The organism is Gynurincola endophyticus (assembly GCF_003991195.1).
Classification (GTDB): domain Bacteria; phylum Bacteroidota; class Bacteroidia; order Chitinophagales; family Chitinophagaceae; genus Gynurincola; species Gynurincola endophyticus.
Genome location: NZ_RCWL01000007.1, coordinates 163635 through 177709, shown reverse-complemented (window position 1 = coordinate 177709; position 14075 = coordinate 163635). Strand labels below are relative to the sequence as shown.

General features: G+C 36.7%; 10 protein-coding genes and 3 tRNA genes. 11 read left to right on the top strand and 2 right to left on the bottom strand.

The features are described from left to right. The first annotated feature begins 29 nt into the window (after positions 1 to 29). Positions 30 to 617: a riboflavin synthase gene (locus D9O48_RS13790; RefSeq protein WP_126973565.1), complete on the top strand. Its 588-nt coding sequence runs from the start codon at positions 30 to 32 to the stop codon at positions 615 to 617. 21 nt (positions 618 to 638) lie between these two features. Then, a complete protein-coding gene (locus D9O48_RS13785) occupies positions 639 to 1748 on the top strand; it encodes a glycosyltransferase family 39 protein (RefSeq protein ID WP_126973564.1) in 1110 nt (369 codons plus the stop codon). Positions 1749 to 1773: 25 nt separating this feature from the next. On the opposite strand, the gene porU2 is transcribed toward D9O48_RS13785, so the two are convergent. Both porU2 and D9O48_RS13775 read right to left on the bottom strand, forming a co-directional pair. Next, positions 1774 to 6885 carry a putative type IX secretion system sortase PorU2 gene (gene porU2, locus D9O48_RS13780; protein WP_126973563.1) on the bottom strand — a complete coding sequence of 1704 codons (5112 nt, stop codon included), beginning with the start codon at positions 6883 to 6885 and terminating at the stop codon, positions 1774 to 1776. 5 nt (positions 6886 to 6890) lie between these two features. Continuing rightward, complete coding sequence (locus D9O48_RS13775; RefSeq protein ID WP_126973562.1) at positions 6891 to 7991, bottom strand: putative type IX sorting system protein PorV2; 1101 nt, start codon at positions 7989 to 7991, stop codon at positions 6891 to 6893. A 154-nt stretch (positions 7992 to 8145) separates the two neighbouring features. Between D9O48_RS13775 and tyrS the strand changes: the two genes are divergently transcribed. The 9 genes from tyrS to D9O48_RS13730 all read left to right on the top strand — a co-directional run bounded on the left by tyrS (position 8146) and on the right by D9O48_RS13730 (position 14055). Beyond that, on the top strand, positions 8146 to 9423 hold the full coding sequence (gene tyrS, locus D9O48_RS13770) for a tyrosine--tRNA ligase (RefSeq protein ID WP_126973561.1): 1278 nt from the start codon (positions 8146 to 8148) through the stop codon (positions 9421 to 9423). 132 nt (positions 9424 to 9555) lie between these two features. Then, a tRNA-Gln gene (locus D9O48_RS13765) sits at positions 9556 to 9626 on the top strand. 55 nt (positions 9627 to 9681) lie between these two features. Then, positions 9682 to 9752 (top strand) — tRNA-Gln (locus D9O48_RS13760). Positions 9753 to 9807: 55 nt separating this feature from the next. After that, positions 9808 to 9878 (top strand) — tRNA-Gln (locus D9O48_RS13755). 302 nt (positions 9879 to 10180) lie between these two features. Then, the gene (locus tag D9O48_RS13750) at positions 10181 to 10864 is read left to right on the top strand and encodes a bacteriocin fulvocin C-related protein (protein ID WP_126973560.1); all 684 of its coding nucleotides are present in this window, start codon (positions 10181 to 10183) and stop codon (positions 10862 to 10864) included. Between the two features lie 36 nt (positions 10865 to 10900). Next, on the top strand, positions 10901 to 11782 hold the full coding sequence (locus tag D9O48_RS13745) for a TlpA family protein disulfide reductase (RefSeq protein WP_126973559.1): 882 nt from the start codon (positions 10901 to 10903) through the stop codon (positions 11780 to 11782). Then, on the top strand, positions 11775 to 12164 hold the full coding sequence (locus D9O48_RS13740; RefSeq protein WP_126973558.1) for a DUF1573 domain-containing protein: 390 nt from the start codon (positions 11775 to 11777) through the stop codon (positions 12162 to 12164). The genes D9O48_RS13745 and D9O48_RS13740 overlap by 8 nt, the downstream gene beginning before the upstream one ends. A gap of 939 nt (positions 12165 to 13103) precedes the next feature. After that, positions 13104 to 13670 (top strand): RNA polymerase sigma factor, encoded by a 567-nt coding sequence (locus D9O48_RS13735; protein ID WP_126973557.1) that lies wholly within the window; start codon positions 13104 to 13106, stop codon positions 13668 to 13670. 61 nt (positions 13671 to 13731) lie between these two features. Further along, on the top strand, positions 13732 to 14055 hold the full coding sequence (locus D9O48_RS13730) for a hypothetical protein (protein ID WP_126973556.1): 324 nt from the start codon (positions 13732 to 13734) through the stop codon (positions 14053 to 14055). Positions 14056 to 14075 lie beyond the last annotated feature (20 nt).

Genomic DNA, 14075 nt, shown 5'->3' with positions numbered 1-14075 from the left:
TTTTTTTATTTTTTTACGACATTTGGGGCATGTTTACAGGAATTATCGAAAATTTAGGAGAAGTTATTGAAGTTGAGCAGAATGGTTCGAACAAGTCCTACTGGATTTATAGCGAAATCAGCAACGAGCTCAAAATCGATCAGAGCGTATCGCACAGCGGGGTTTGCTTAACGGTTGATGCCCTGGCACCACAGATCCACCGGGTTACCGCCATCGACGAAACGTTACGTGTAACCAATCTGAACAGCTGGAAAACAGGTACCGTCGTTAACCTGGAACGTTGCCTGCGCCCTGATTCACTGCTTGACGGCCACATTGTTCAGGGGCATGTAGACGGAATCGGCAAATGCGAAAGCATCCTCCCCAAAAACGGCAGCACCGAATATACTATCAGTTTTCCTGATCAATTTGCCCACCTGGTAATTGAAAAAGGATCCATTTCCGTTAACGGAATCAGCCTCACCTGCTTCAATGTTACCAGAAATACTTTTACGATAGCTATCATTCCATATACTTTCCAATACACCAATATGCACCAACTCCTGAAAGGTCATCTGGTTAATCTAGAGTTTGATATTGTCGGAAAATATTTACAAAGAATGAACAGTTTAAAATAAAACGATTGTAAACCGATCCAATTGATTAAAACAACCCTCTTTAAAAACAAACAATCCCTTATCCAGCTTTGGGTAATACTGCTCGTATGGACTACCATGCAGTTTTTACTTTTTAAGAGATACGGATTAACATTGGAAGGAGAAAGTATAAAATATTTCAGAGAGGCGGAAAATTTTCTGTATCAGGGAACGTTCTCCTCTCCCAAATACTGGTTTTATTCTACTTATATATTCATTCATATCTTTTTCCGCCTGATAGGGTTTGAAACCATTGGAGTGTATCTTTTTCAAAGCCTGCTCAATCTTGCCGGTATTTTACTATTCTATAAAGCACTTACTAAACTTACCAGACATTCCTGGTTACCCTTTATTTCTTGTTTATACCTCTGTACTTTATTTCCACTACAGCAGTTTAACACCTATTTATATACAGAAAGTCTGTTCATCAGCCTGAGTACTTGTTGGATAGCAGCTATTATCTTTTCTGAAAACAACTACCGGAAAACATTACCGGTCATTTTGCTGTCTGCACTACTTTTATTTACCAGGCCCACCGGTATTTATTTTTGTGTGATTACATTGATATGGTTTGTACTGATTTTCTTCAAAGAAAGAAGGTTTCTGCCCGCCGGCATTTTATTAATAGCGGGCTCGTTGGTAACATTATTTGTTGTTAACAAGATAATGCAGGGCGGCGGTGAGCTCGACTTCTGGTTACCATTTGAAGAAAAACATATTCTATGCGGTGTTCCTACAGGAAATCTTCCGGTGGAGAAACAGAATTACCAGGGAATTGGTATCTTTTTCGACGTTTTTCAACAACAACCGAAAGCAATGTTTCAACTGATGCTTCAACGGGCAGCATCTTTCTGGAGCACTACAAGAGATTTCTATTCTGCTGATCATAACATTTTACATATGCTATGGTTCTATCCGCTTTTTCTGGGAAGTCTGATTTCTTTAAGGTTTGTAAGAAAAAACATATTGGTGCAGATCGTACTGATGAGTGCAATACTTTTCACTTTTAGTGTAATGCTCACCTGCGACGACTGGATGAACCGGTTTATATTGCCGCTTATTCCTCTGCTCATCGTAACTACAGTAATTGGCCTCAAAAAAATTAATAATTAATAATTAATTCTCAACTCTTAACTTATTAGCGCATGATATACATCTTGCCATAACCGTTCACAAAAAACTGATCGGTTTGTTCTCCTGAAGATCTGTATTTTTCAAGACGATTTCCATTTAAAGAAGTAACCACCCGGTACAGGTAAACACCGTTTGCCAGCTTTTGCCCGAACTGATCGGTACCGTCCCATTTAAATTCTGTAATATTACGGCCTATGTGCAATGGTCCTAACTCCTCACGGGTAATTTCGCGTACTATTTTTCCGGTGATCGTCAATATCTGAATCTTGAAATTCTTAGGTACTTCGCTACCCGTAAGTGTAAATACAAATGCCGTAGAAGTTGAGAACGGATTCGGATAATTCAGCATATTAGAAATCATCGATTTGGTAATCACCTTAAACGAAGTTCGATAATCAATCATTCCTGCCCGGTTACCACTTCTGTCTCTTCCTCTTACGATTAATTCATATTGATCACCTTCGGCGTTGAGCTGTTCGGTAAAGAAAGGCGTAAACTCTATAGTTGCTTCATTGTTTTCTATGTTCGTAGCCGGTACTAATCTCAAAGTATCTCCATTATTAAAGTAATAGTGTTTAACAGTACCATTCGGATGCTTCAATTGTACCGACACCAACGAAGTATCATTCAGTAATAAAAACTTCGAATCGTCGGTTAGTTTTATCTGAATCATCGGTTTAGCAGAAATGATATCTCCACTTAATATTCTAACCCCGTCAAATGTAACATCCAGCACCGGGCTTACCTGATCTCCTTTCACATAAAAGTCATGATAAATGAAGTTATTGAACAGGTACTGCTCAGGTTGTGAAGGTGATGGATTGATTTCTACCAACATGGTATTATTACCTGTTAATTGCTCGGTGGTAAAACTATAGTCTAGCAGAATCGTATCTCCAGATACCAAAGGTTTGAATTTAGGGAGATGCATCACATGGCTCACGTTGTTATTATCAATCACTGTAATTCGTGCCGTTAAACTATCAAAGCTTTCTTTGCTGATATTTTTGAAAGCCAGTTGAACCTGCATGCTCTCTCCGATTTCCAATGTGTCTTTTGCAAAAAATTTGATATTCGGAACAACAGCTCCTTCCGGAGAAGGCTTATAAATAACCCTCCAGTATTCTAACTGATAAGGAGTAACTTTCGCCGTATCACTGTTCAACATCTTAAACTGCATATAAGGATATTGAGCAGCATCTATCATTGAAATATCCAGATCCTGGTGATCTAACCCTAATGTCTGATATTTTGTTTTTACATTGTTTTTATCAATCAGATAGACTTCGAGTTTTACGCTATCGGCAGTTTCATTGTTTACCTGATGCCCACGCCATTCGATATTTGTCCAGGCAGTGGCGGGGCCTAATACCGGGCTTTCAATTGTTCCGCTGGAATGCGGTGCTTCAATAGGAACATTTAAAGAGATTCTGTCGAAATAAGAATCAGAGATTACCCATCTTGGAGCAAACTCCATATTTTTATTTTTCTTAAATACAAAGATGTAAGCTTTTCTTGAATTGATCTGATCGAGGTCATTAAAGCCGTAGCTCAATAATTTGTGATACAAAGATTTATTTGAACCATAGACCAATGTATCCATTTTCAGATTCTCGTAATACATGTTTTTAGCGGCAGTAGAGTCGAAGATATTTCTAACGATTATATAATGTCCGTCAGGAATCATATCCAGAAAATCCATCGCATATCTTCTTTTCACAGAATCCTGCGCAGTAGCCGCATAGTTAAACTGAAACTGGTTTTCTCTTCCTACACCACAAACATTATCACTATTATATTTACCGGTACTTCCTGAACTTCCGTTCACCCACGGCTTTAACGTCAGAGGATCCAGCACCACAAAATAGATACCCGCCGTTCCGCAAACACTACGGGCAGTGATATCATCATTTACATTCACCAGAAAGTCCTGCGCCTGAGAAGCCGCTGAAGGGAACACACCATTTCTGATAGCAATATTGTTGGTACGGATATCGAAGTTCCATACATTATTATTACTTAATTCGATTTTATCGGTTTGTGAATTCAGGTGCTGGTAATAATGCGATTGATTAAACCCGCTTGAGCCACCGCTTTTATAAATGAATGAACTTTTACTCCATAAAGTGTCATTGTTCGGTGGAATTTCAGCCACCCTCCAATAATAAACTTTACCATCCTGATAACCCATTAAGGCATCGATTTCAACCAGGCCACCTACTGAACTAACTACTCTCTGCGCTTTCAAACCCGAATTAAAGGTCTCCGTCGTATCCATCTGCACCACGTACGATCTTAAAGTACTAAACGGATTAGATGTACTGGCATATAATTTTTGATCAGGTGTATTTACAATGGCATATTCATAAGGATATGCCGGACTGATTCCGTCTTCGAAAATGTAAATTTCCTTCTCTATGTAGTTATTATTATAATCAATCTCATCAATATCCCTGTCTGGATTGATGTAGACACGAATTTTATTCAGGCCTTTATCACGCGTTGCAACAATTGGTGCTGTCACCTTAAATGAATCGGCATAATTAACAGGCCTGATTTTTTCAAATAACAGCACACCCGTGGTACCATCCGGATAGATTTGTTCTACTTTTACCAATAATGAATCGGTAATTGCTTTTCCAAGATTATTAACCTTTACATCTATTTCAAAATTGAGTTCTGAAACTGAAATGTGGTTCGGATTTACCCTTATGGAAGAAGCTTCAATCGCATAATCAGGTTTTTTATCAGCAAATAACTTTACTGCCGGGTCACCGTGTAATGTAATTTGCTCTACGTGTAAACGACCCAGATAACTATTGGGTCCTGTTTGTACCAATAATTCTTTCAATGATTTTTGTAAAAGTTCACCTATGGTCAGAGAATCGGAATGTTTGGTAATATTCTGAGTCATACTTTCCATGTAAACGTTCAGGTAAGAAACGACTCCGTAGTGGGTGCTGGCAATAAACCCGATCGCCCCCCTGTCTTTTGCCAAAACAAAACTCTCTGTCAGGGTTTCATTAATTGTCATTCTGGCTGGATAATAGGTAAAGAAGTTACCTGCATTACATCCATTTACCAGAAAGAGCGGATATTTACCGTTGGTATTACTATAATTCTCCGGTGATTCAATATTAAACTCAAGCGTGGTAGCCGAAGAGTGGCCAAAGTAAGATAATACATTAATCCCTTCTGCAAATAACTGTGTAATTCTTTCCGAGTTCAACAGATCTCCACCACTGGCTGATGTTTTACAGAACAGGTGCACATTTCCTCCGAACGCCGGCCCGTTTAAGGAGAAGCCATAATGCGTCATGTAATTACACAACTGATTGCCCAGAAACTCTGAACTCGAACCGGTTACATTTACGATATTTTTCATCCATGCTTTATCAGCGATCGTATTCAGCGCTGTCAATTTCAGGTTCTCGTGTTGCTTAACCTTTTCTAAATATTGTTCAATTTCGTAGGCGTGTACTACCGACAATCTTCCTATAGGTACTACAGGAGTAGCATCCTTTAAATTTGTAGAACTAAATAAGTTATCAGATCCCGGATTACCGAAAGTCGGTACCAGATTTAATAATTCCACATCTGTACGATTCTGATTCGACCGATAAGAACGGTATTCAATTCCACGACCTATGATAAAAAAATTCTTTGGTTTGGATACAAAAGTATTCTGTGCAAACTGCACGAAATTTCTGATAGCTGTAGGGTGTTTTTTAATTCCGTAACCAAATTGATCAATCAGTTGTTCCTGTTCTACATAAATTGCCTGAAAACCTCCACCTGCACCGGAAGATCTGTAGTTAGCATAATCAGCAATCGGATTGTTTCCGTTACTTCCGTTATATAATATCTTATTACTGATAATAATATAGTTTCCCTGTCTTGCCGCCTCACTATAATTTATAAACGTTACCGGTGTAAAATGATTCACCGTACGTGTATTTGCAACCTGTTGGTTTACTAAAACAAAATCTCTGGTTTTTGTATCGCCGGGTAAGGCAAATTTAACAACAGAAGCTGTTGCTATATTACCTACATATCTTTTTCCATTGGTAATATCATATAATACCGGTGCTACATTTGCATGTGTGAAGTTAGTGATCTCCAGATAATACCCTTCATTTTTGGGAGCCAAGGAAAATTCAAAGTTTCTAAGACCATTAAAGTTAAAATCACGATCATAAGTTAACTCTACGTGTGATACTACAATTCTATCTGAATTGATCGTACTATTATTCTTAAAAACGACCGCTAAGTTATTATTGCCTGTAATTAATGTCGGTTCAATTTCCAGGCTTGTTTTATAATCACCGAAATTGGCAATGGTAGTATTTAAAACAACGTCAGTACCGGCCGTTACTTCTACTGAACGCGTATTCGGTGCGGAACCGGCCAGGCCGAAAGTTAAAACAGGTCTGTTCGTTGTATTTACAAAACGTAGGTTAGTAAAATTATATGTGCGGGTAGCCACTGCTGTTGAAGGGGTCATATTAGCACTACTCCAGAATTCTCCCCTGTCATAACTTGAAGAGTACACATATTCACCCAGGTTTTCTGCATTTCCCTGATGTAACTGAGCTTTGTAATAATTTCCGGCGGTGTATCTGAAATAAGTTTCTGCAGGCAAAACGTTCGCGGCGATATTGTTCACTTCCGTTGTATAAATTTTTCCGGTAGCATTTGCGTTATAACTTAAAAAATAAGTAGCGCTATCGGTAATAATACTCACTTTATCGGTATGCTGAAAATTTGCTTCAACATATAGAGCAGCATCCGTGATACCATCATTCTTCTTACCCCAGAATTCCAGATAACCTGCTGTGGGAAGCACTCCACTGCTCACAGATGGATAAAAAGGAACGATCTGACCATTTCTCCATAATTGAAAATGTTCTACAGGAACATTGCCCCAACCCAGTTCATCCAGTTTTTCTTTAGATATTCTGAAAAGACTATCGTTTGCAATTTTGAACTTATAATATGGCTGGGAATAATCAATCCACTCATTCCTGTATACCTGTGCACTTAAATCTTTCTGAAAAAAAGATATAAGTATTATAAAAAGAAGTTTTGGAATAGCTTTATTGTTCGTTTTAGTCACAACTATTAATTTTTCTTTTTCAAATCAAGTTTCAAAGAAAACACGTGCGTATATAGAGGGTTTGATTGATTCGCCAGATTGGTAAAAGCGTAATCAATTTGTACATTTGATATTTTAAATCCTGCTCCTACTGCCGGTTGATAGATCCATACTTTTTCGGTATTGGTATCGTCATTATCATCTAATGCTTTCTGAAAATTATTAATACCGGCTCTAACAAAGAAAGCGTCTTTCCATCCGAGTTCTACTCCGATCCGCGGATCCACACTGGCGAAGTCTGAGGCGATAACCGTATTTCTTCTACCATCAAAACTCACATCCACATTCAGTTCGGTAAGAAGACTTAAGTTTTCACCCAATCCGAATTCATAAGCACCTCCTAAAATTAATCTTGGAGCTGTTAACTCTGTTGATTTTACCGGCACTTCATTATTAGTGACATAAAAAACCTCACGCATTCTTTCGGTTAAACTAAATGACCATGCATTAAAGGTGGTAGTGACATCTCTGGCAACAGCACCTATTCTCCATTTTTTTCCAATCAACTGAACACCGGCATCAAATCCGAATCCCCATGCTTTTGCAAACTGACCGGCTGAGCGATGAATAATTTTTGCATTTCCTCCATAACGGAAGATTTTGTTTTCGTTGATCTTTTTTTCCTGGGAATAAGAGAAAAGAAATGCGTAATCAGCAGAGGAGAATGTTTGTATATTACTGAAGTTTATAGTACCGTCGGCTTCTACCAGAAAGATTGTATTAGGAATATCATCAACTGCAAAACGTAATAAACTCAGTCCGATTACACGATTTTTTTTAGTAGAAGGAATAACTATACTTGCAAAATCATATTTACCAATGCCGGCAAAATATTCTGCGTGCATCAGGTTCAGTTGTGGCTGATCTTTGACTGCAGATAAACCGGCAGGGTTCCAATATCCTGCGGTTCCATCCGACACACTGGCGACTTGGGCCCCAGCCATCGATAAACCTCTTGCTCCGGCACCTATATTTAGAAATTCATTTGAATAAGCTCTAAACTGGGCATTCACAGTTTGGATTCCGATTACTAAGACGAAGAGCAAAGCTCCCTTTTTGAAGGTCATTTTAGAATACAAGATTTTGAATTTGTTGCAAAATGATTCATTTAATTGAAAAAACCAGTAATTTGAAACGGTTTTGTTTAATAAAATATTGCTCTTAGCAAAGAGCATTTATTACCTTTGCCCGGTAATTTAAGACTAAAGATAATCACTTACTATGAACTTGATTGAAGAACTGCGTTGGAGGGGCATGATCCAAGATATTATGCCTGGTACAGAAGAACAGCTTAACAAAGAAATGACCACGGCTTATATCGGCTTCGACCCTACAGCCGATTCTCTTCATATAGGAAGTTTGGTTCCGATTTTATTATTAGTTCATTTTCAACGTGCTGGACATCAACCCTTAGCACTCGTTGGTGGTGCAACAGGTATGATTGGTGATCCAACAGGAAAAAGTCAGGAACGTAACCTATTAACTGAACAACAGTTACAGGTCAACGTTGAAGGCATCAAAAAGCAACTGAGCAAGTTTTTAAATTTCGACTCTTCCCTTCCTAATCCGGCAGAACTGGTTAATAACTATGACTGGTTTAAAGATATCAGCTTTATCAATTTTCTGCGCGATGCAGGTAAACATATTACGGTGAACTATATGATGTCGAAAGACAGTGTGCGCAAACGTATTGAAGGTGAAACCGGCATCAGTTATACAGAGTTTGCTTATCAGTTAATGCAGGGATATGACTTTTATCACCTCTACCAAACCAAAAATTGTAAAATGCAAATGGGTGGTTCAGATCAGTGGGGCAATATCACTACCGGTACTGAATTCATTCGCCGTAAAATGGGCGGAACTGCCTTTGCCTTTACTTGTCCGTTGATTACCAAAGCAGACGGTGGTAAATTCGGTAAAACAGAAGGCGGTAATGTTTGGTTAGATGATACCAAAACCACTCCTTTTCAGTTTTATCAATTCTGGCTGAACGCCTCCGACACAGATGCTGAAAAATGGATTAAAATCTTCACTTTCTTACCAAAAGAAGAAATAGAACAATTACTGGCCGATCATGCACAGGATCCGGGTGCCCGTAAACTGCAAAAGAAACTGGCGCAGGAATTAACCACTTTTGTGCATAGTGCAGCAGCTTATGAAGCAGCTATAGAAACCACCCAAAAACTTTTCTCACAACAAAATGCGCCGGCAGAATCACTATCCATCGATGATCTTGAGAATATGCAGGGAGTCGAAAAATTTGAAATTGAGGCGTCGAAATTAAGCCAGCCGGTAGATATTGTTACCTTTTTAGCTGAAATAGGCATTTTCACCAGTAAAGGGGAAGCCCGTAAAATGGTTCAAAACGGAGGTATCAGCATTAATCGTAAAAAAATTGAGCAGATCAGTGATACCGTAGATCGGCAACAGCTGCTGCATCAACAATATCTGTTAATTCAAAAAGGAAAAAAGAACCACTATTTAGTGAAAGTAAAATAGGTGTAAATCAATAGCAGTCTTGTTTCCAATTTTAATTCGCTCACATTGAAAGAATTAGAAAAAAGATTTTTTAAGAAATTTTTGGTGGAAATAAAATCAACTATTATTTTTGCACTCCATTCAACGAAAGGATGCCCGATAGTATAATGGTAGTACGACAGATTTTGGTTCTGTTTGTCTTGGTTCGAATCCAGGTCGGGCAACATTCAGAGGTCGATTTTATCGACCTCTTTTAATTTTATGAACACTTCGTTCTTTTGCCCGATAGTATAATGGTAGTACGACAGATTTTGGTTCTGTTTGTCTTGGTTCGAATCCAGGTCGGGCAACATTCAGAGGTCGATTTTATCGACCTCTTTTAATTTTATGAACACTTCGTTCTTTTGCCCGATAGTATAATGGTAGTACGACAGATTTTGGTTCTGTTTGTCTTGGTTCGAATCCAGGTCGGGCAACCTCCATCGTTTTCAGCTATTAAATATCATTAATTGAGGCAAACTCTAAAAGCCGATATAACTTAAAGCACAGCTCTATAACCTTTCATTTCATCAGCAATTAAAACATCTATGATTTGCATAGCTGACTTATATCTCTCTGAACGAATCACATCTACAGGTAAGAATTTCTTTTAACAGCTGAAAATTTTTAACAAATCACTGATTCTATATCGTTAGTGCACATGCAATTATATCTATAAATAATTAATATTCAATTAATAGAATACACTAATTTATATTTATTAAAATTTATCAATCATATGAAAGTTTCATCATTTCTCTATTCAATTTTTATTTTGTTTGCATTAAGTGCATGCACAACAAATAAAGAAACGTTCGACAATATTTTACATGATTCAAATTTCAGAAAATTCGAATCAATTGCAAAAATGGAACATAGAAATGAGAAAAAAATCGCTTTCTTAATGATGTCACCCGAAGAAAAAGCTTTTGTGTGGCAGGCCAATTTGAAATTAGCCATAGAGAACAATCAATTTGATAAAAATCAAATTGAACTAATTCATGAGGCAATAAATTTTATTAATGCACATGCTTTTGAAACGGAAGGGTCCTTAGTAAATAATAAGAATTTTCACATTTGGAAGTATAAAGTTACACAGTCATTTACACCAATTCAACTTAGTGAAATATTCAATAATATTTCAAATCAACCAATAGTTATTTTAGAAAAAAATATAAATGTTAAAAAGAATGACAATAATACGAAAGAATATCTAGCTGTAGCCATTAAGCCGGATTGCTCATGTAGCCAGAGTTCAGATTTTTGTAGTAGATACAATTCACAAAACCCAGATTTACCCCCCATTATATTTTCTTGTCAGAGTGCGGCAGGTTGTAATGAACACAGTAGTGGTTGCGGATGGCTGTGGTCGCAGCAATGTGACGGTATTTGTGAAGCAGGAGTGATTGCACCAGTAGACTAATTCTGCCACCTATTCTTGTATTGCAGAATCCAAAAAATGAATATATATATAAAGAATATAGTAACGGTTATTATAACAATTATAGCAGCACTTTGTCTTTTCATTTTGTGCAGCTATACATCAACATTCAAATTATTTTGGCTAACTCCTTTGGCATTTATGCTGATTTACTTTTCTGTTGGTTTATTCATGAGATATTTTTCTTTTGAAAAAAAAATATTTTGGACATTCATATTTACAACATTTTTATTAGGCGCTTCAGTAATAATATTCGGATGGCAGTTACTCTTTATTAATGGGATAAATATGATTTTCTTAGCGATCTCATATTATACAGGATATAAAACTTACGATTTAAAACCTTTCTACAAGTTTGCATCCATTACTATTTTAGGGGTCTTTTTTTACACCACGCTTTTTTTAATACGACCGGTCTTCATCTTTAAAAGCCTTGATAAAAGTATTCTTACAAATATACATGTAAACGATTTAATAAGTAATACTAAAGTAATTGACAACAACGGCTCTTACAAACCTATTGATTTCATTAAGGGTAACGTATATCTGATTGAATTTTACTTCAAGAATTGCGCTCCCTGTAAAATAAAGAATCCGATTATAATGGATTTAAAAGAAAAAATTAATCACCCAAACTTTTATATCATCTACATTCAATCAGGATTAGCAGACGATTTCAGTACTTACATTGAAACCTGTAAAGAAGAAGGCTCTTTAAATAGATTTTACGATAAAAACGACTCCATAGCCAACAGATTAAAAGTAAATGGCTACCCTACTGAATTCATTATTGACAAAAATGGATTCATAAGATATACATTAAACGGATTTAGTGATAACATTAAGGAAGTTTATTTAGCAGAAAACATTTTTAAAATCAAAACCTTGTTGGATGAATAGGTTCTTTTTTTTATTTTTTATGGCAACAGCCTTTTTAAGTTGCAAAAACTCAGAACAAGAGCATAAATCAAATGCAATTTTTTCCACTAAAAATGACTCTGTAAATATTGGTGCCATTCATCAAAATGATACAGCTTATTTAAGCTTTACTGTATACAATCCAGGCAGTGATACCCTGAAAATTCTGAACATAGGTACAGAATGTGGATGTACTGTTGCTGAAGTTAGTAAAAAAAATATAATTCCTGGAGACTCTGCACTATTAAGTGTTACCTATTCATCTACATCAGATATTGGAATAATTGTAAAAACAATCGTAGTAGAGTGCAATACTACTGATCCTTACCACCTCCTGTATCTGACTGCAGACGTGAAAAAGTAAAATACCTTTACCTGAAACTGTTATTCAAAATAACAATGATACTTATTGACATAAATTATCATTGTTCTGATATTGCTATTTAAATTATATAGTAATGCATTTACGTGATTAATGTTCTAAAAATCAATATTATTCAAATTATTTATTATTATAATTTCCTGATAAAATCAGGAATTCTTTTGCTGAAATAACAACAATTTTTTAACCCTTTGCACACCACTGGCTTTAAAACATAATTATCTGAAGCCTGTAACCAGTTAGCATCAACAGTAGAAAAATTCAATTCAAAACTTTACAAATATCGATTGCAATCATTCTGATAAAGATTCACAGATTTATACCCCTTATAGCTGCACAACAAACAATTTTATTATAAAATCTGTATGGCAAATAAAACAGAATTATTTTTTTTAATTAATAGTAAGGAGTGTCTATTAATTCTGAAAACATAAACATCTAAATTTTCATCAAAAATCTCCGGCAGTATTTTTATGAAGCAAAGCGTTAATTGTTTAAGCTGTAGAGTTATCAAGATAAACCGTGGTATGACAATCTAGCCTTATCCCCTCGTTTTCTGAATACATGCAGCACTTATCTTCAAAAACTGAATAAACCGGATTAACTGCTTTTAAACCATGAAGTGGCAGTTGAAACGAGTAGGGAATAATGTAAGAAATCTCTTTTTGAGAAAATAGTTTTTTTGAAGGCAACCAAGTTACCGACAAACTCATCAATATAAGAAGGAATTTTTTTGAATACCAGAAAAGGTAGCAGGTAGTGGCCGAAGCACTGTAAAGTGGATTGATAAGTGGGCGAAAAGATGTCTTTGGTCGATAAAAAATCAGGATTACTCTAAGATTTTAAGAAAAGAGGAGAACTTATTTTTTTTTACCTAATTTCAGGAGGGTTTCGTTTCAGAAGATTTAAGCCAACACTAACTTGACAGAGAGTAATATTATACAACAACTGCAAGAGGGTAATCCGACTGCCTTCAAGGAGCTGGTAGCCACCTATCAGGACCTGGTGTACAACACAGCCTTGGGCTTTGTACAGAACGAGGCCGATGCAGAGGATATTTCTCAGGATGTTTTTATACAGGTTTACAAATCTATCGGCCAATTTAAAGGAGAATCGAAGCTATCCACCTGGTTATACCGCATTACCAGTACCAAGTCGTTGGATTTTTTACGAAACAAAAAAAGAAAAAAAAGGTTCGCCCTGATCAGTTCACTATTCGGCGAAAACAATGAATTGATCCACGATCCGGTTGACTTTTATCATCCCGGAGTGGCTTATGACAAAAAAGAGCAGGCGGCAGCCGTGTTCCAAATTGTCAAGAAACTACCTGATAATCAAAAAACTGCGTTTATTTTACATCATACAGAAGAATTATCCTACCAGGAAATAGCTCAAATCATGCAGCTATCCGTGTCGGCAGTAGAATCTCTCCTTTTCCGGGCCCGGCAAAATCTTAAAAAAACATTAAACAAAAACAATATTCGTTAGCCGCGCAAGTTTTTATTTCCACATGACGTCTTATAAGTAGGAATTACCTAATTTCAAGCCAATGGAAAAAAATTACAACATAGAAGATGAGTATTTAGACAGCCTGAAAGGGATGCAAAGAGCATCTGCCCCGGCTTTCTTTTATACTCGCCTGATGGCTAAAATCGAAAAAGAGCGTCAACAGTCGCCTGTCATTCGATTTTTAACCAATCCGGCTGTGGCTATGTCAGTAGTAGCTTTGGTGTTGACGTTAAATGTTATGACCATTGTCCGAATGACCGACACTGAAAGTTCAACATCAGATATCCAGGAAATAGCTACCGTCATTGCCAACGAATATAATGTAAGTAGTTATTCTGTATACGATGAAATTCCAAGTCAATAATGAAAGAAAGTAACAGACAG

Coding starts and splice junctions, on each gene's coding strand:
- D9O48_RS13745 (WP_126973559.1), top strand. CDS start 10,901: ATGAATATATATATAAAGAATATAGTAACGGTTATTATAACAATTATA.
- D9O48_RS13790 (WP_126973565.1), top strand. CDS start 30: ATGTTTACAGGAATTATCGAAAATTTAGGAGAAGTTATTGAAGTTGAG.
- D9O48_RS13740 (WP_126973558.1), top strand. CDS start 11,775: ATGAATAGGTTCTTTTTTTTATTTTTTATGGCAACAGCCTTTTTAAGT.
- D9O48_RS13750 (WP_126973560.1), top strand. CDS start 10,181: ATGAAAGTTTCATCATTTCTCTATTCAATTTTTATTTTGTTTGCATTA.
- D9O48_RS13730 (WP_126973556.1), top strand. CDS start 13,732: ATGGAAAAAAATTACAACATAGAAGATGAGTATTTAGACAGCCTGAAA.
- D9O48_RS13775 (WP_126973562.1), bottom strand. CDS start 7,991: ATGACCTTCAAAAAGGGAGCTTTGCTCTTCGTCTTAGTAATCGGAATC.
- tyrS (WP_126973561.1), top strand. CDS start 8,146: ATGAACTTGATTGAAGAACTGCGTTGGAGGGGCATGATCCAAGATATT.